We start from the raw sequence: 17,109 nt of genomic DNA, 5'->3' as shown, positions 1-17,109 counted from the left end.
GGTACGCTTTGTGCATGCTCCTGGGGCGTTCCGCGGAATGTGCTCGTCTTCTCGCCCTCATCGACAAGGCACGCGGGGGCGAGAGCGGCGCCCTGCTCATCCGCGGGGAAGCCGGGATCGGCAAGACCAGCCTCGTCGGTTACATCGCCGAGCAGGCCGACGACCTGCTGCGGCTCGGCACGCGCGGCGTCGAGGTCGAGTCCGATCTGCCGTACGTGGGCCTCGCCGATCTGCTCCGCCCCGTCCTGCACTTCCTCGACCGCATACCGGAGCGGCAGGGCGCCGCGCTGACCGGCGCGCTCGCGCTCGGGCCCGCCGTCGCCCAGGACCGCTTCGCGGTGGCCGCGGGCACGCTCAGCCTGCTCGGCGCGCTCGCCGAGGAGGGCCCGGTCCTGGTCACCGTCGACGACGCGCAGTGGCTCGACCCCTACTCCCTGGACGCGCTCGCCTTCGCCACCCGCAGGCTGAGCCGCGAGGGCGTCGTCGTCCTGTTCACCGCCCGCGACGAGCAGGAGGAGACGGCGTCGCGGCTCGCCTCCGTCGAGACGTTCACGCTCACCGGACTCGACCCGGAGTCCGCGCACCGGCTGATCGCCGAGAAGGGCACCGCCGAGCTCACGGCGCAGGAGGCGGCCCGACTGTTCGCCGAGGCCCGCGGCAATCCCCTCGCGCTCATCGAACTCCCCGCGCTCCTCGCGGGCAGCGGCGCGGGCGACGACGCGGCGGGCGGTTCCGGTGCGCCCCTGCCCATCGGCGAGATGCTGGCCCACACCTTCGGCAGCGCCGTGGCCCGGCTGCCCGCCGAGGCGCAGGACGCGATGCTGCTCCTCGCCGTCCTCGGCACGCGGCCGCTGGCGGGCACGGAGGCGGCGCTGCGGGCGCACGGCCTCAGTTACGAGTCGCTGGAGGCCGCGGAGGACGCGGGCCTGGTCGTCGAGGAGCGTGACGGGTACGCCTTCCGGCACCCGCTCGTGCGCTCGGCGGTCTACCACGGCGCGACGCCCGTGCGCAGGCGCCGGGCCCACCACGCCATCGCCCGCTCCCTGCAAGGTGCGACCGCGCCCGCCCTGGAGCAGTACGCCTGGCACCTGGCCGCCTCGGGCGCCGAGCCGGACGAGCATGTGGCGTCCCTGCTGGAGAACGCCGCGTCCGGCGCCCCCGAGACCCTCGCCTATCCACTGGCGTCCCGGCTGTACGAGCGGGCGGCGCGTTTCACCCCGGAGGGGCAGCGCAAGGCGGAGCGGCTGCTGCGCGCGGCCCGTGCCTCGCAGGCCGCGGGCTCGCTGAACGAGGCGGCCGCGATCCTCGACCGCGCCCTGGAGCACGCGGAGCAGCTCGGCACGCAGCTCGACATCCGTCAGCTCCGCTGCTATCTGGACGTGCAGCGGGGCCGTCCGACGCGCTCGCGCGAGCTGCTCAGGTCGGCCGTCGACGAGGCGGAGAAGGTCGACCCGGCGCTCGCCGCGGTCATGCTCGGCGGCATCGCGCTCACCGAACTGGCCGTCGGCGACCTCACCGCCGCCCGCGGCACCTCCGCCGCGGCGATGGAGCTCGCCGACTCGGCTCACGAGACGCTGCTGCCCGTACGTCTCCTGCGCACCCTGGTCCTGCTGCTCGGCGGCGACGCCGAGGCGGGCCGCGCGCTCCTGCGCGAACTGGCGGAACCCCTGGCCTCCCCCGACCCCGCCTTCCCCTACCCGCTCGCCGGAGTGGGCGGCCTGTGCCACCTCGCCGCCGAGGAACTCGACGAGGCCCACAGCATGCTGGACCGGGCCGCGTACACGGCGCGCGGCTCCAGCGCGGTGGGGCTCCTCTCGCATCTGCTGTGCACGCTGTCCGTCGTCGAGTTCTGGCGGGGCCGCTGGACGCCGTCACTCGCCCACGCCGACGAGGCGGTGCGGCTCGCGGAGGCCAGCGGGCAGCTGATCGAGGTGTCGCGCGGGCTCGCCGCCCTGGTCAAGACGGAGGCCGCGCTCAACCGCGAGGAGGACTGCCGGCGGCACGCCGCGAAGGCGATGGAGTGGGCGGGCTCCGCGGAGCTGCCGATGGACGCGGCGCGGGCCCTCGGCGGCCTCGGCCTCCTCGAGCTCGGGCTCGGCCGTTTCGAGGAGGCGGTGCACCACTTGGAGGAGGTACGCGCGTTCTCGCAGCGGCACGGGCGTGGCGACGGCCTGTATCTGACGTGGGCGGCCGACCTCGCGGACGCGTACGTCCATCTGCGCAGGACCGACGACGCGCGCGAGGTCCTCGACGTCCTGGAGTACGAGGCGGGCCGCGGCCACCGACCCGTCACCGCGGGGGCGGCGGCGCGCTGCCGCGGCCTCCTGGAACCCGGTGACCCGGAGGCGGCGTCGCGGCACATGCGGCGCTCCCTCGCGCTGCTTTCCGAGCGTCCTGTGCCGTTCGAGCGGGGACGGACCGAGTTCGCGTGGGGCGAGCAGCTGCGCAGGCAGGGCAGGCGCAGCGAGGCGCGGCGCCTCCTGGAGCGGGCCCTCGCCACCTTCGAGCGGCTCGGGGCGGCGGGCTGGGCGGCGCGGGTGGCGGCCGAGCTGCACGCGGCGGGCGGCACCGAAGTGCGCCCCGAGCGAGCGCCCCTGGAACGGCTCACCCCGCAGGAACTGCAGGTCGCTCTGGTGGTCGGCCGGGGCCTGACCAACCACGAGGTGGCGGAACGCCTCTTCCTGAGCGTCAAGACCGTCGAGTTCCACCTGAGCAACATCTACCGCAAGCTCGACGGGGTCCACCGCAGGGCGCAGCTGGTCCGCCTGCTCGCTCAGGCGTCGGAAGCGCCCGAGACGGCCGGGGTATCCGGAGGCGCGGTCACCCCCGACGCCTGACGAGACATCGCATGGCGTGCGCCGGTGGACTCGTCATCCGAGCGCGCTCCGCTCGTGCGGCGCTGTGCGCTGTACGGAAGGCGTGTGCGCCCCGCAATCCGTGGGGTTTGCCGGAGTCACGGTTTGTGCGCATATGCCACTGGCCACTCCTTGAGAAGCGACCCGGCTTCGAAGGAGGGAAACATGGCGAAGGAAAGCCAGCAGAGCAGCGCGGAGATCGACCCCGCGGGCATTGCCGTGACGTCGGAATCGGTGGAACACAGTCCACTCGGCTTCACGAATCCGACCACGGAGGATCAGGAGATCCTCAAGCAGTTCATCTGTTGGGCCGCCGGACAGGTGCCCGGAGTGGGTACCTATCTGGGCCTGATGGCATCGATCGTCCTGCGGAAGATCTGGCCCACCGGCGGCAACACCAGCAAGCCCCTGGACGAGCTGCTGGCGAAACTCAGAGCCATCGTCAGGGAGGAGATCGACAACCTGTGGCGCCGCATCGTCAGCAACGAACTCGACGAGGTGAGGCGTGCCGTCGACGCGTACAAGCAGTGGGCGGTGCGGGCCAATGAGGGCGAGCACGCGAAGAAGGAGGCGCGGGACAAGTACAAATTCGCCATGAACCTCATCAACACCAAGGAAGGCTGGTTCACGAAGGCGGAGAACGAGCCCTGGAAAACCCTTCCCCTCCTCGCCCAGTACGCGAACATGCACATCCTGCTGATGCGGGACATGATCCACCATGCGCAGATCCTGGGCTTCGACGACGACGAGGTGAAGGACGCCAAGGCGACTCTCAAGAAGTACGCGGCGGAGGCGACCATCCCGTCCGGAGGGCCGAACTCCAAGGGTGGGGTGTACGCGGCGCACGTGTACAACGTGTACTGGACCGGTGCGACGAAGATGGCGGAGAGGTCGTGGTGGGACGCCCTCGAATACCAGCGCACGATGTACCTGGCGGCGGTCGACTACGCGACGGTGTGGCCGGCCCTCAGCGACCCGGACAACAAGGTCGAGAAGGTGGAGCGGAAACGCTGCCTCTATCTGGGACCGATCGGCTCCGACGGCGAGATCTCGTGGTGGTTCACCGGCAAGAGATTCCCGATGGCGCTCGACGAAGGGGACCCGTACAAGCTGGACCACATCAAGCTCAACGTCGGGAACGACAGCCACCGCTTCGTCTACGGCATCTACGTGTCGCACAACGGACAAGAGAAGAAGGTGGCCGGTTCGTCGGACCCCTCGGGGCGGTTCTTCCACACCAGTCCCGAGAACCAGGACATCACCCACGTGTCGGTCTACGGGCTCGGGGGCTACAACCTCGGCGGCCTCGGGTACACGCTCCGCGGGCAGAACCGGGAAACGTCGTTCGGACTGAGGAACGTACACATCGACAGGTTCAACATCGCGGGACACCACCTGCGGGACCTCGTGGGCTCGCCGAGGAACATGTACTGCGGAAGGACCATCTTCACCTTCAAGCCGGACTCCGACTACATCAACCCCGAAAAGCCGAAGCCGGCCCGCGGAGAGTTCTACGAGATCCACTCACTGAGGACAGGAAAGGTCCTTCGGCAGGACGACCACCACGGCGGCTCCCCGCCTCGGATCGCCCTGCGGGACGCCACCGGCGGCCCTGCCCAGCACTGGGAATTCGTCGCCGCCGACGAGGAGCCGGGCTGGTACATCCTCAACCGCGCGACAGGCGACGCGCTGTGCGCTCGCGAGGGGGGCGTCTCCCCGGAACGTACCGAGCCCGGCGCCCTCCCGACCCGGTGGGCCCTGAAGGACCACGACGACGGCGCCCAGGCCCTGGTGGCGACGGGGGCCGACCTCGCCTCCGCCCTCGGGGAGGACCGCTGGCTCATCCTCCCCGTCGGCCCACCGCCCTCCACCTGACACCCCGGCCCCCCGCACTTCTTCACGCGGGGGGCCGCACTTCGTGCGGGAGGCCGCAGGTCCACTCCAGGACGGCCATGGCGCCGCTGAGCATCATGGCGGACTGGGTCCAGGCCACCGACCTCGGGCCGTCGAGGACCGCGCCGGAGACCTCGTCGCCGCGGCGTGCGGGCAGGTCGTGCAGGAACAGGGCGCCGGGGCGGCGCGTCATGAACTCCTCGTCGACGTGGAACGGCCGGAACCGCTCACGCCAGGCGGCGTCGGGCCCGCCGGTGCCGGTGGCCCTGCGGCGGGACGTGTAGACGACGTCGACGCCGGCCGGCAGGGAACGGGCCGAGTCGCGGCAGGTGAAGGTGGCCCCGACCCGCGCGGCACGCTTCCTCGCGGCCATCAGGAACCCGGCGGGCAGGCCGTGGCCGGGCGGACAGGCGAACGTGGCCTCGCAGCCGGGAACGCCGGACAGGGCGAGCGCGAGCGCCGTCGCGGTGCCGTTGCCCTCCCCCACGTACAGCAGCCGCAGTCCGTCGAGACTCCCCAGCGTCAGCCGCAACGTGGCCAGGTCGCAGATTCCCCGGGCGGGGTGTTCCTCCGGTGTCATGGCGTTGACGACGGGCAGGTGCCCGTGGCGGGAGAGGCGGCGCAGGTCCTCCAGCGACCCGGCGGGCCGGGCGACCAGCCCGTCCAGCATGCTGCCGAGGGACCGGCCCGTGTCCTCGACGGTCTCACCGGCTTCTCCGGCCGACAGGTGGAGGTCGCCGGGACCGTAGACGACGGGGGTGGCGCCGAGGCGGACGGCGGCCACGGTGAAGGCGGTCCGGGTCCGGGTGGACGGCTGGGCGAACAGGATGCCGAGCGCGGCGCCGGCCAAGGGGTGCGCGTGGGCGGCTCGGTCGTGGTGCAACTCCACTGACCGCTCCGCGAGTTGGGCGACGGCCTCGACGGTCAGGTCGGCGAGGGAGAACAGGCCGGTCTCGAGGGCGGGAGGTGGGGCGCCGCGCGAGGGGGCTGCGGTGGGGGGTGTCATGAGATGTCCTGCGTGGTGGGTGGGACGCGTTCCGGTGCGTCGGCGAGCAGAGTCGTGGCGGCGGACCTGAGCGCTGGGGCTCGCGGGTGCGCGGTGACCACGCGGGCGGGCCGCGGTTCGCGACAAGGGCGTGGGCGGTTCGGTCCTCGACCGAACCGCCGGGATCGACCCGCCCGCAACGCGGGCTCACTTCACGCCGTCGTCCGGCGACCCACAGCCTCGACGACAGCAGTGGAGCTCGCCCGGCAACGGAGACGTTCCGCACCCGAGCGGGGGTGCCGTCGGGCACCCCCGTCCCCCGCCCTCGCGACGGTCGCTCCCCCGATCCTGAGCGGACCACCCGTTCGTACACCCCCGTAGTACGTCCGGTCACCGGTTCTCTTTCCCCCAACGGTGTTTTCAGGTCCGCCACGGTTCCGCGGCCGTGGGTACACCTTGGCCCCGCGCGCGGGAGAGGGCGACCGTGAAAACCCTGGAGTCCGGGACCGCGGGCCGGGGCGGGCGACCGAGCGGCGGGACGGGCGGGGCGGGTGGGACGTACGCCCGCCTGTCCGGCCGCTTCGCGGCGGCGGCGAGCCGGTGGTTCTGCCGTTCAACCACTTGCCCCTGGGGGCGAACCCAGGGTTTTCCTCGGGGAGGCGGCGATGATCGAAGTCCGGCGTGTGCCTGAGCTCGGCTGCGTGTGGCTGAACTCGGCTGCGTGTGCCTGAGGCCGGCTGCGTGTGCGCTGAGCCCGGCTCGTCAGCTAGCCCCCCAGCCGCCGTCCACGGACAGCGAGGCTCCCGTGACGTACCCCGTGTGCGGCCCGCACAGCCAGAGCGCGACCTCCGCCACCTCCGCGGGTTCGATCAGCCGCTTGATCGCGGAACGGTCGAGCAGCACGTCCGAGACGACGTCCCGCGGCGCGACGCCGTGCACGGCGGCCTGGTCCGCGATCTGGCCCTCGACCAACGGCGTGCGGACGTAACCGGGATTGACGCAGTTGCTGGTCACCCCGTGCGGGGCGCCCTCCAGCGCGGCGACCTTGCTGAGCCCCTCCAGGCCGTGCTTCGCGGCGACGTACGCCGATTTGAAGGGGCTCGCCCGCAGGCCGTGCACGCTGGAGATGTTCACGACCCGGCCCCAGCCCCGCCCGTACATGTGCGGCAGACAGTGCTTGAGCAGCAGGAAGGGCGCGGTGACCATGAGCCGCTGGAGCTGCTCGAACCGGCCGGGGTCGAACTCCTCGATGGGGGCCACGTGTTGTGTGCCGGCGCTGTTGACCAGGATGTCGACCGCCGTCGGCAGAGCGGCGATCGCGGCCGCGTCGGTGAGGTCCACGGCGTGCGGCACCCCGCCGACCGCGTCGGCCACCGCCTTGGCCGACTCCGCGTCCACGTCGACGACATGGACCAGTGCGCCACCGGCGGCGAACGCCTCGGCGCAGGCCCGCCCGATGCCGCTCCCGCCGCCGGTCACCAGGACGGACCGGCCGGTGAAGTGTTCGCTCGTCATGCCCGGAACGCTAAGGAAGGCGGGGCGGGTCCTCCCATGGTCGTGGGCACCACAGTGCGGGGGCGCGGGGTGTGGGCGGGCGCCGTACGGGACGTACGCCGTCCGCCCCTGGAGAGCGGCACACCACCACGTACGGGCCGCGCACCACCACGTACGGCCGTGCACAGCCGCGTACAGCCGCGTACAGCCGCGTACAGCCGCGTACAGCCGCGTACAGCCGCGTACAGCCGCGTACAGCCGCGTACAGCGGAAGTTTGCCCGTCGCCGCGACTACCGCGGCCGGTGGAGCGGGAGGTCACCTCACGGGTTGACGAGGACGAGGCCGCCCGAGAAGTACGTTGGCCCTCCTCGCTCTCGGCGTCGTGGCCCTCTCGCCGCCGGGAGCCTGGCGGGCGCCACCGCGGGCTTCGCGGCGGAGGGCCGGGAGGCGACACCCGCCGCGACGAGCGCCGACGTCGGTGTCCCGGCCCCGCCGAACAACCTCGGCCTCACCACCGCGGAGGCCAAGAAGGTGCAGGTCTGGCTCGCGGCACACGGGCAGTACACGGGCCCCGTCAACGGGTCGCTCGGCGCCAGCAGTTGGGCGGCCTTCCAGCGCCACCTCAGGGCGGACTGGAACTGCACCGGGCGAGCAACGGAGACCTCGACATCGCCACATTGAAATCGCCGCACAAGATGCTGCGGACGAACTGGGGACTCACCGGCCCGTTCGACGGGACGGTCGGCCCCACGTTCCAGGCCGCGTCCAAGCGGTTCGCGGGCGGCATCTGACCCACGCCGGGCGCGCCCCACCGCACTGACGTGGGCGTGGCCCGGCAAGCTGCCCAGAAGCGGTTCGTCCCGAAGATGCGGGGCGAGCCGTCGGCCCTGGACCCGCGTTCCGAACGCGCGCGGCGCACGCCTGCGCATACCCGCAGGCCCCACAGGCCCCCGTGCTTCACTCCATGTCGTACTTGACGAAATTCCGTCTCTTGACACCCGATGGGCGGCGGCGCCGCGGGCGTTCGCCGCCCCTTCCGTGGACGCCGTCCACGGCCGAAGCACCCTGGCCGACGTGCGGGAGACCGTCGAGTACCACGTCGGACGGCCCTTCCAACAGACCGGCATCCCTGATTCCGCCAACAAATGCCGGGTTGTCTAGACCCATTGACAGCCTTTGTGGCACTCCCTAATGTCCCGAGAACCGCCAGAAGAACGACACCGCACATCGATCTTGCGTGGGGGGTTCGTGAACAGCACACCCGGTTCCGGCGACATCAAAATGGCAGCCCCCCAAAATCGTGAAGGTCTGCCCATCGTCAGTCTCGATCAGGCCCACTCGCCGCAGAAGGTCCTGGCTCACGGCGAATTGCTGCGGCGTTTCGTGGCGGGTCAAGAGATCAAACCCGTCCACATGCGGATCGGGATCATGGGCGCCTGCAATATGCGGTGCAATTTCTGCAACTTCCACTCGCCCAACGAGGAGCAGTTCTACGACCTGTTCTCGTTCAAGGACTCGATCGCCACCGACAAGGCGGTCACGCTGCTCCGCGAGTTCGCCGCGAACGACGGCCGTGCCGTGACGTTCTGCGGCAGCGGCGAATGCACCATCCACCCCGGCTACGCGGACATCTGCCGGGCGGGCCACACCGCGGGGCTGCGGATCGGGCTCATCACCAATGGGTCGCGCCTCGGCCGCCCCAAGGTCGCCGACTGCGTCGCCGAGACGCACACCTGGGTCCGCATCGGCCTGAACGCCGGCACGGAAGCCACCTTCGACGACATCACGCGGGACCGCGAGCAGACGTTCTCGAAGTTCATCGGCTCGGTCGGCAAGCTCCGCGACAACGCCGTCGACCCGGACTTCCGCATCGGTTTCAACTACGTGATCACCCTGCAGAACTACCGGGAGATCGCGGAGGCGGCCCATATCGCCCACGAGTCGGGCGCGCATTACGTGCGTTTCGAACCCGAGTTCTACAGCGCTCTCGGCCACGAAACCATCGAATCCGTGATGCCTGAGATCTCCGAATCCCTCACCCGCGCCGCCGCCCTCTCCACGGACGCCTTCGAGGTGTCGGTCCCGAAACTGGACCGCGGCCCCATGGACCAGGTGGAAGAGGTCGAGGGCGACTTCGAGCACTGCCATTACAGCCGATTCGTGACGGCCGTCGGCGCCGACGGAAATCTCTATCCGTGCCCGCAGGTCCACCTCAACAGCCGTTACCTCATCGGCAATGTCGTCGAGCAGGGATATGCGGACGTTCTGGAAGGCGGGCCGCGCGCCGAATGGGAGGCGTCCAACCCGCGCAGGACCGACCTGTGCAAGTCGTGCTTCTACCGCCCCCAGAACGAGCTCCTGGAGCTCCTCAAACGCGGTCAGATCAAACTCGACGAGGCCCTGGACGCGTACGCGCTGGAAGTGCCGAGCACCCTGCACGGCGACTTCGTCTGAGCCGCACATGCAACTACGCCACCTACGCCGGCTCCTCGCCACCGAGCCGACCCTGCGGCACGCCAAGAGCGACAAGAGCTCCAAGAGCGACAGGAGCGCCGGGGAGCACGCCGTCCGCGCACGCCGGGTGCGCGCCGTCGTCGAGCGGCTGGCCCGTGTCGAACGGGCCCCGCTCACCATCGCCGAGAGCACCGCCTCGGTGCGCGACGGCCTGCACCACGAGCGGCTGGTGTTCCACTCCCCCGTACGCGGCTCCTTCCACGGCACGCTCCTCGCCCCGCCCGACGCGGCGCCCGGAGCCGCCGTCCTCGTCCTCGGCGGCAAGAACGCCCGCCTGGACCAGCTCACCGGTGACGTGCCGCCGGACCACTCCGACCGCAACGTCGCCGAGCAGCTGGCGCGGGCCGGCTTCGTCACGCTCTCCTTCGACCACGGCATCGGCGGCGGCCTGGACGCCGGGCGCAGGGCGGGCCGGGACGAGGGGACGCTGCTGGCCCACGCGTTCGCGCTCACCGGCCGCTCCCTGCTCGGCGCCCTCACCGGCGACGCCCTGGGCGCCCTCGACACCCTCGCCGCCCACCCGCGCGTCGACCCACTCCGCGTCGGCCTCTTCGGCCACAGTCTCGGCGCGGCGGTCGCCCTGCACACGGCGCTGCTCAGCGGACGCCGGCACCTCCCGCTCTGCACGGCGAGCCACCTCGGCACGTACCAGGCCCTGTTCGAGCGGCTGCTGACCGGCCACGAGGGGGCGGTGCTCCCCGGCATCCTCGAGTACGCCGACCTGCCCGACCTGTACGGCGCCCTCGCCCCGGCCCCGCTCCAGCTCCAGTACGGCACGGCCGACTCCTATCTGGACCCCGACGACGCGCGGGCCGCGGCCGACGCGGTCCGCACAACGTACGCGAGTGTCGGAGCCGAGGCCGAGGTCCACGAACTCGACATGGGACACGGCACCCACGTGGGCCACGCGGCGGACTTCTTCACCCGCACGCTCACCGGAACCCGGCCCCGGACACACGGCGCACCCGAAGTGCCCGCCCAGCGCATCCACTTCGAGGTCGACGAACGGCGCACCGTGCTCGACCGCGTCGACGCCGCACTCTCCTCCGGCGTCCTCACGCAGGGCCCGCAAGTGGCCCGCTTCGAGGAGCTCGCCCGCCCCTGGACCGGCACGGACACCGCCGCGGTCGCGTCAGGCTCGGCGGCGCTGGAGATCGCCCTGCGCATCATCGGCGTGGCGGGCCGCACGGTGCTCGTGCCCGTCAACACGTTCTTCGCGACGGCGGCCGCCGCCGTGCGCGCCGGGGCGGCCGTGCGCTTCGTCGACATCGAGCTCGCCGGTCTCGGCATGGACCCGGACGCCCTGCTCGCCGCCCTGGACCGGCACCCCGACACCGCCGCCGTGCTGCCCGTCCACATCGGCGGCATCGTCTCGCCCGCCCTCGACACGGCGCTCGCCCACTGCCGGCAGCGCGGCATCCCCGTCGTGGAGGACGCGGCGCACGCCTTCGGAGCCACGCTCGACGGACGTCCCGCGGGGAGCTTCGGGCGGTTCGGCGCGTTCTCATTCTTCCCCACCAAGGTCGCGGTGAGCGGCGAGGGCGGCCTGCTGTCCGCCGCGACGGCGGACGACCTGGAGCAGGTGCGGCGCTGGCGCGACCACGGCAAGAGCGCCCAGGGCTCCACGCTGCACGACCGGCCCGGCGGCAACTGGCGGCTGAGCGAGCTGCACGCCGCTGTCGGCACGGTAGATCTGGAGCGCTTTTCCGGCACGCTGGCCGCGCGCCGGGCGCTCGCCGCCCGGTACGACGTGCTGCTCGCGGACGTCCCGGGCATCCGCCCGCACCCCATCCCCACGACGGCGGGGAGCAACTACTACAAGTACCTCGCCTATCTGGATCCCGACGGCCCGCTGGACCGGCCGCTTCTGAAGAAGCTCTTGCGGGAACGGCACGGTGTGGCACTGGCGGGCGAGGTCTACGACCACTTGTTGTGCGACCACCCGCAGTTCGCACGTCAGCGGCAACTGGACACGGAGGGCGGCGCTTTCGAGCGGGCCCGCTGGTTCGCGCGGCACCACGTCGCGCTGCCGCTGTACCCGTCCCTCACGGAGGCCGAGCAGATCCGGGTGGTCGCCGCACTCCGCAGCGAGCTGCCGTGACCACGACGATCTCCGCCTTCCGCAGAGGGGAGTGGCGCGCTTCCCTCGACCGGGCGCCCCTGCCGGGTCCCGCGGGACGGGAGCTCGCGCTGGTGCCCGAGATCGTCGCCGACGCGGACCGGCGGTGGTGGGACGGCGCCCTGCCCGGCCTGCCCCTGCTGACCGGCCGCCGTGAACTCCTGCTTACGGCACTTGAGTTGTTCGACAGCGGCACCCTCACCGTCGGGGGCGTCGGCGAGCAGAGCGGCGGGGCGTTCCGCGCGGCGCTGTGGGAGAGCGCGGGTCTGCCGGGTGCGTTGGTGGACCGGTGGTGCGCGATGCTGCGGGACGGCGTACTGAAGAGGGAGGACGCCCCCGAGCCCGACGGTGCGTTGGCGCTGGTCGCGCTGCCGGGCAACACCTTCACCTGCCTGGACGCGGTATGCGACCAGGCCGAGCGTTCGGCGGGAGTGTGGCTGCGTCCGAGCCGGCGCGAACCGGTCTCCGCGGCCCGCCTCGTCGCCGCTCTCCTCGCGGCGGGCTGGCCCCGGGCCCGCCTCGGCTTCTACCCCGGCGAACAGCGCTCCCTGCACGGCCTGTTGCGGCTGACCGACCGGCACGTCGTCTACGGCGGCTCCGGGCTCGCCGGCTCCGTCCGCTCCTCCCCCGCGCTCACCCTGCACGGCCCCGGCCGCGGCTGCGCGCTCGTGCCGCCCGACATGCCGACGGACGACGCCGCGGCCTGGCTGCTGCCGCTGATCGCGGCGGACTCGGGGCGCTTCTGCAGCAACGTACGGACCGTCGTGTGCGAGAAGCCCGACGCCGCCGCACCGCTGGCCCTGAGCCTCGCCGCCGCGCTCGACGCGCTGTCCCCGGACGGGGCGTGGCCGCTGACGGCCTTCCGCGAGCCGGGCGCGGTGGAGAGCGCGACGCGCGGCATCCGCGACCGTCTCCGCCCCGGCGACCGCATCCTGACCCGCAGACCGCCGGTCCTGCACAGCACAACCGACGACGTGTACGCACTGCCCCACGTAGTCCTGCTGGACGGGTACTTGACGTCGTTCGCGCGAGGCGCGGACGACGCAGCGTCCCATCCGCTGATCGGCCACGAGGTCCCCTTCCCCTTCGCCGCCGTCCTGAGCGCCTCACCGCGGGCCGCGGACGCCATCACCGCCGACTCCCTGTTCGTGTACCGCCCAGCGAAGTGAGGCCCCGCATGACCACCGCCTTCGGCACGCTGCCCGACAGGCTGCGCGAGCGCGTTCCGGAGCTCGGTATCGGCCTCGACACGTGGACGCGCCGCATGATGCGCTGGCACTTCGACCCGGAGACCGGCAGTCCTTTCTGGGTCGCGCGGCGCGGGAAGCTCGGCTTCGACCCGGTCGAGGACATCGGCGGCTTCGCCGACCTGGACCGCTTCGGCCTCTTCGACAAGGCCGAGCTGCGCGCCGCGAACGCCCGCGACCTGCGCCCGCGCGGCTACCGCGACCGGCCCTTCCGGGTCTTCGAGACGGGCGGCACCACGGGCCCGCCCTGCCGGATCGTCAACGTCACGCGCCTCGCGTACGACGTGGAGATCTACCGCACCGTGCTGGAGGCGCGCGGCGTCGCGGGCGGCGACATCCTCGCGATGACGCCGAGCGGGCCGCACGCCTACGGGCACTTCGTGGAGGGCCTCGCGGACAGCTGGTGCGGCGCCGTGCACGCCATCGACTTCGACCCGCGGTGGGTGAAGGTCGCGCTGCGCTCGGGCGGCGAGGCCGACGCCTACACGGCCCACCTGGTCGACCAGACCCTCGCGCTGCTGGCCGCCGAGCGCCCGTCGCTGCTCTTCACGACCTCCCGGCTGCTCGTCGAGCTCGCGATGCGGCTGCCCCGGCCCCTGCACTCGTACGGCATCCGCGCGGTCTGCACCGGCGGCACCTCGTGCAGCGCCGCCGAGGCCGAGTTCCTGCGCGAGGAGCACCTGGTGGGCGTGCAATGGATCGACACGTACGGAAACACGCTGGTCGGCCATGCCCTCCAGGCCGACGCCGTGCCGGGCGCGTCCGCCGTGCCCGGCGGCACCGGGCACTCCTACCACCTGCCGCCGCCCTTCGCGGTCCTGAAGGTCGTCGACGACTCCGACCCCTGGCGCGAGGTGGAGGTCGGCCGGCGGGGCCGGGTGCGCGCCACGACGCTCCTGGAGGACCTGTTCCTGCCGAACCTCCTGGAGCGGGACAGCGCGGTCAGGACCGGGCCGCATCCGTGGTTCCCCTGGGACGGAGTGGCCGCCGTGCGGCCCTTCGTGGAGCCCGGGGCCGCCGCCGAGGAGGCGGTGGAAGGCGTCTACTGACCGGTCCGCAGGCCGGTCCACCGACCCGAAGGATCGAGGGACACGCATCGTGAACCTGTCGTCGAACGGCGTACCGATACCCTTCACGCCGGAACTCTTCGGCCCGCTGCGCCCGAGCGCGGACCTGCTGGAGACGGAGGACGCCGGCGCGCTGCGGGAGCGGCTGCACGCGGACGGCTACCTGTATCTGCCGGGGCTGCTCGACCGCGCGGAGGTGCTGCGGCTCCGCGGCCGGTACTTCTCGCTCTTCCCGCCGGGTCTCCTCGCACCGGGCAGCGCGCCCGAGGACGGCGTCTTCTCCGGCCACCTGCCAGAGAGCGTCCCGGAGTACGGAGTGGCGGGGCACCCGGCCTACGCGTTCGTACGCTCGGAGCCCTTCGACCAGTTCGTGGCGAACCCGGCTCTGTCCGAGCTCGCCGGTCAACTCCTCGACGCCAAGGCGGAGATGCTGCCGCGCCGGATCCTGCGTCACTTTCACCGCGGCACCCGGCGCGCCTCCCGCGCCCACGTCGACTTCGACTACATGGACGAGGGGTCGCCGCGCGTCGTCACCTTCTGGATCCCGGTCGGCGACTGCCCGCCGCCCACCGGCGCCCTGGTCTACCTGGAGGGCTCCCACCGGCTGCCGCCGGACGCGTACGCCCCGCTGCGCGACGTCACCGACCGGCCCGGCGACCGGCGGCAGATCTGCCACGACCTGGAGCTGACCGCCCGCACGCTCGGCCGCCGCTGGCTGTACGCGGACTTCGCGGCGGGCGACGTGATGGTGCACCTGCCCCGCATCATCCACGCGTCCCTGGACACGACGACGGACGCGATGCGCCTCTCCGTGGACGCCCGTTTCGTACGCTCCGACGACAGACCGGACCCGCGCTGGCTCCGCCCGTGGTCGGCGGACGACGGGGCGTGATCCATCGCGCCCCGTATGCCTTCACCCCCACATCCGCACCGGGCGTCCGCCCGCCGCGTCCGACCGCTCCGCCGCCGCGATGACGTCGTCGACGAGGCGGGCCTCCGCCAGCGGGCACACCGGCTCCCTCCCCGTCGCCACGGCGGCCGCGAAGTCGGCGAGCAGCGACTGGTGGGGGTTTGCGGGCGGCGGGAGCAGCAGCGGAGGGCCCGGGGGTGCGTCGATGCGCCCTCCGTCCAGTGGCGCGAGCGTCAGCGTGCGGTCCCCGTCCGTCAGCCGGAAGCGGTCCACGGGCGGTCCCTCGCCCCACTCCACGAGGCAGTGCGCCCGCGGCCCGGCCGGCCAGTCCAGGGTGAGTTCGGCGCGTCGTTCCGCGCCGCGCGGGAAGCGGTCGCCGAGCCGGGCCGTCACCTCGTAGGGCCGCCCGAACAGATGGAGCAGCAGGTCGATCCGGTGGCTTCCGGCGTCCGCGAGGACCCCGCCGCCGGACAGGGCGGGGTCGGTGCGCCAGCGCATCGGGTCGTCGGGGCGCGGCGTGAAGGCACACCGGAAGTGCACCTCGACCCGGTCGGGCGTCCACCCGTCGAGCTCCTCGCGCAGCCGTCGTACGGCGGGCGCGAGCCTGCGGTAGTAGGCGACCCCCGCGCACCGCCCCGCCGTGTCGAGCGTGCCCCCGGTGCCGAGGCCGCCGGCGAGCGGCTTCTCGATCAGGACGGGCAGGCCCGCTGCCAGGACGGCACGGGCGAGCGGCACATGGCGGACGACGGGTGTGGCGACGTACACGGCGTCGACGCCGGACAGCAGTACGTCGACGTCGCTGCCGGACCTGGCGATGCCGTGGCGCCCGGCGGTGCGCGCGGCGCGGTGCGGGTCGCGGCCCCAGAGGGCCACGGGTTCCTCGCCGAGGGCGTGCAGGGCGGGCAGGGCGCGGCGGGTCACGATGTCGCCGTATCCGGCGATGCCCCACTTCATGACGGCTGCCCCCGCTCAGGGCACGATCGCCACCTTCAGGGTCTCGGGCGGCGGGCCGTCGTAGGGGGCGTGCTCGGCGTCGGGGTAGAGGGCGCGGCTCGCGGAGAGCTGCTCCATGGCCTTGGGGAGTTCGTCGAGGGGGTACGTGTGCGTGTGGAGGTCGGGCAGGCGCAGGGCGTCGGTGCGGCGGTGGGCGAGGCGTTCGGCGACGGCGAGGGCTTCGGCGCGCGCGGTGTCGAGGGGTTCCGCGGAGCTGTGCACCCGCAGGCCCTTGCGTTCCCAGGTGACCAGGTCGACGGTGACGTGCGTGTCGACGTGGTGCGTGCCGAGGAGGACGACGAGGCCGTTCTGTCGTACGAGTCCCACGCAGGCGTTGAGTGTCGTGGGGGTGCCGACGGCGTCGACGGCGACGTCGAAGTCCGCGCCGACAGCGGCGAGTTGTCCGGGGCTTCCGTCCACGCGCCGCACCGCGTCCGCGCCCGCCGCGAAGGACCGTTCGAGCCGCCAGTCGTCGAGGTCGACGGCGACGACCTCGGCCGCGCCGCGCGCCACCGCGACCCGCAGCGCCATCTGCCCGACGGGCCCCTGTCCCACGATCGCGACGCGGTCGCCGAGCCGGACGCCGCGCGTCGCGTGCACCGCGAGCGGGAGCAGTTGCAGGAGTGCGCCCTGCTCGAAGGGCACGGCGTCGGGCAGGGCGCCCACGGCGACCTCGCGGGCCAGGGCGAACTCGGCGTACCCGGTGGTGAGCGGGGTGCGCACGAACACGCGCTGCCCGGGCACCACACGCTGCACTCCCGCCCCGGTCGCCTCGACCACCCCGGCGATCTCATGGCCGAAACAGCCCTGGGAGCAGTGCTCGCGCAGTCCGTAATAGTGGAAGTAGGCGAGATCGCTGCGGTTGCAGACCGTGCAGGCCCGTACGCGGACGAGGACCTCCAAAGGCCCCGGCTCCGGCACCGCCACGTCGGTGACCAGCCGGATGTCGCGCCTGCCGACGAGTTCGTACCTGCGCATGACTCTCTCCCCTCAGCGGATGCGACCTGCGGAAGTCTCAAGGATTCCCCAAC

12 protein-coding genes and 1 pseudogene are annotated in these 17,109 nt (G+C 72.6%); 9 read left to right on the top strand and 4 right to left on the bottom strand.

Translation table 11 applies throughout. The features are described 5' to 3' along the window. The first annotated feature begins 14 nt into the window (after positions 1–14). A complete protein-coding gene (locus AC07DO_RS30285; protein WP_479063899.1) occupies positions 15–2,837 on the top strand; it encodes a helix-turn-helix transcriptional regulator in 2,823 nt (940 codons plus the stop codon). 183 nt (positions 2,838–3,020) lie between these two features. Then, entirely contained in the window at positions 3,021–4,730 is a 1,710-nt protein-coding gene (locus AC07DO_RS30280) for an insecticidal delta-endotoxin Cry8Ea1 family protein (RefSeq protein ID WP_479063898.1), read from the top strand. 22 nt (positions 4,731–4,752) lie between these two features. On the opposite strand, the gene AC07DO_RS30275 is transcribed toward AC07DO_RS30280, so the two are convergent. Together AC07DO_RS30275 and AC07DO_RS30270 are read right to left on the bottom strand one after the other, a co-directional pair. After that, positions 4,753–5,754, bottom strand: coding sequence for an ornithine carbamoyltransferase (locus AC07DO_RS30275; protein ID WP_479063897.1), 1,002 nt, complete (start codon positions 5,752–5,754; stop codon positions 4,753–4,755). A 741-nt stretch (positions 5,755–6,495) separates the two neighbouring features. Further along, positions 6,496–7,248, bottom strand: coding sequence for a 3-hydroxybutyrate dehydrogenase (locus AC07DO_RS30270; protein WP_479063896.1), 753 nt, complete (start codon positions 7,246–7,248; stop codon positions 6,496–6,498). A 307-nt stretch (positions 7,249–7,555) separates the two neighbouring features. Here AC07DO_RS30270 and AC07DO_RS30265 point away from each other — a divergent pair, with 307 nt between their 5' ends. The 7 genes and pseudogenes from AC07DO_RS30265 to AC07DO_RS30235 all read left to right on the top strand — a co-directional run bounded on the left by AC07DO_RS30265 (position 7,556) and on the right by AC07DO_RS30235 (position 15,067). Continuing rightward, positions 7,556–7,909 (top strand): hypothetical protein, encoded by a 354-nt coding sequence (locus AC07DO_RS30265; protein WP_479063895.1) that lies wholly within the window; start codon positions 7,556–7,558, stop codon positions 7,907–7,909. A gap of 134 nt (positions 7,910–8,043) precedes the next feature. Next, a pseudogene (locus tag AC07DO_RS30260) lies at positions 8,044–8,151 on the top strand (Clp protease N-terminal domain-containing protein); the annotation flags it as partial. A 325-nt stretch (positions 8,152–8,476) separates the two neighbouring features. After that, positions 8,477–9,682 (top strand): radical SAM protein, encoded by a 1,206-nt coding sequence (locus AC07DO_RS30255; RefSeq protein WP_479063894.1) that lies wholly within the window; start codon positions 8,477–8,479, stop codon positions 9,680–9,682. Between the two features lie 7 nt (positions 9,683–9,689). After that, entirely contained in the window at positions 9,690–11,843 is a 2,154-nt protein-coding gene (locus tag AC07DO_RS30250) for a DegT/DnrJ/EryC1/StrS family aminotransferase (protein ID WP_479063893.1), read from the top strand. Continuing rightward, positions 11,840–13,030 carry a hypothetical protein gene (locus AC07DO_RS30245; RefSeq protein ID WP_479063892.1) on the top strand — a complete coding sequence of 397 codons (1,191 nt, stop codon included), beginning with the start codon at positions 11,840–11,842 and terminating at the stop codon, positions 13,028–13,030. The genes AC07DO_RS30250 and AC07DO_RS30245 overlap by 4 nt, the downstream gene beginning before the upstream one ends. A gap of 8 nt (positions 13,031–13,038) precedes the next feature. Continuing rightward, positions 13,039–14,157 carry a hypothetical protein gene (locus tag AC07DO_RS30240; protein WP_479063891.1) on the top strand — a complete coding sequence of 373 codons (1,119 nt, stop codon included), beginning with the start codon at positions 13,039–13,041 and terminating at the stop codon, positions 14,155–14,157. A 49-nt stretch (positions 14,158–14,206) separates the two neighbouring features. After that, positions 14,207–15,067, top strand: a complete 861-nt coding sequence (locus AC07DO_RS30235) for a phytanoyl-CoA dioxygenase family protein (RefSeq protein ID WP_479063890.1) — start codon at positions 14,207–14,209, stop codon at positions 15,065–15,067. A gap of 21 nt (positions 15,068–15,088) precedes the next feature. Here AC07DO_RS30235 and AC07DO_RS30230 read toward each other — a convergent pair whose 3' ends face one another. Together AC07DO_RS30230 and AC07DO_RS30225 are read right to left on the bottom strand one after the other, a co-directional pair. Then, complete coding sequence (locus AC07DO_RS30230) at positions 15,089–16,039, bottom strand: Gfo/Idh/MocA family protein (RefSeq protein WP_479063889.1); 951 nt, start codon at positions 16,037–16,039, stop codon at positions 15,089–15,091. Positions 16,040–16,054: 15 nt separating this feature from the next. Continuing rightward, positions 16,055–17,056, bottom strand: a complete 1,002-nt coding sequence (locus AC07DO_RS30225) for a zinc-dependent alcohol dehydrogenase (RefSeq protein ID WP_479063888.1) — start codon at positions 17,054–17,056, stop codon at positions 16,055–16,057. Positions 17,057–17,109 lie beyond the last annotated feature (53 nt).

The organism is Streptomyces sp. NPDC045678, from assembly GCF_056432085.1.
Note: the sequence above shows the minus strand (reverse complement) of the source record. Positions and strands in the feature narration are given on the sequence as shown.

Bases quoted from the DNA above. Each gene is read 5' to 3' on its own strand.
- AC07DO_RS30270 (WP_479063896.1), bottom strand. From the start codon at position 7,248: ATGACGAGCGAACACTTCACCGGCCGGTCCGTCCTGGTGACCGGCGGC.
- AC07DO_RS30250 (WP_479063893.1), top strand. From the start codon at position 9,690: ATGCAACTACGCCACCTACGCCGGCTCCTCGCCACCGAGCCGACCCTG.
- AC07DO_RS30225 (WP_479063888.1), bottom strand. From the start codon at position 17,056: ATGCGCAGGTACGAACTCGTCGGCAGGCGCGACATCCGGCTGGTCACC.
- AC07DO_RS30275 (WP_479063897.1), bottom strand. From the start codon at position 5,754: ATGACACCCCCCACCGCAGCCCCCTCGCGCGGCGCCCCACCTCCCGCC.
- AC07DO_RS30285 (WP_479063899.1), top strand. From the start codon at position 15: ATGCTCCTGGGGCGTTCCGCGGAATGTGCTCGTCTTCTCGCCCTCATC.
- AC07DO_RS30240 (WP_479063891.1), top strand. From the start codon at position 13,039: ATGACCACCGCCTTCGGCACGCTGCCCGACAGGCTGCGCGAGCGCGTT.
- AC07DO_RS30280 (WP_479063898.1), top strand. From the start codon at position 3,021: ATGGCGAAGGAAAGCCAGCAGAGCAGCGCGGAGATCGACCCCGCGGGC.
- AC07DO_RS30230 (WP_479063889.1), bottom strand. From the start codon at position 16,039: ATGAAGTGGGGCATCGCCGGATACGGCGACATCGTGACCCGCCGCGCC.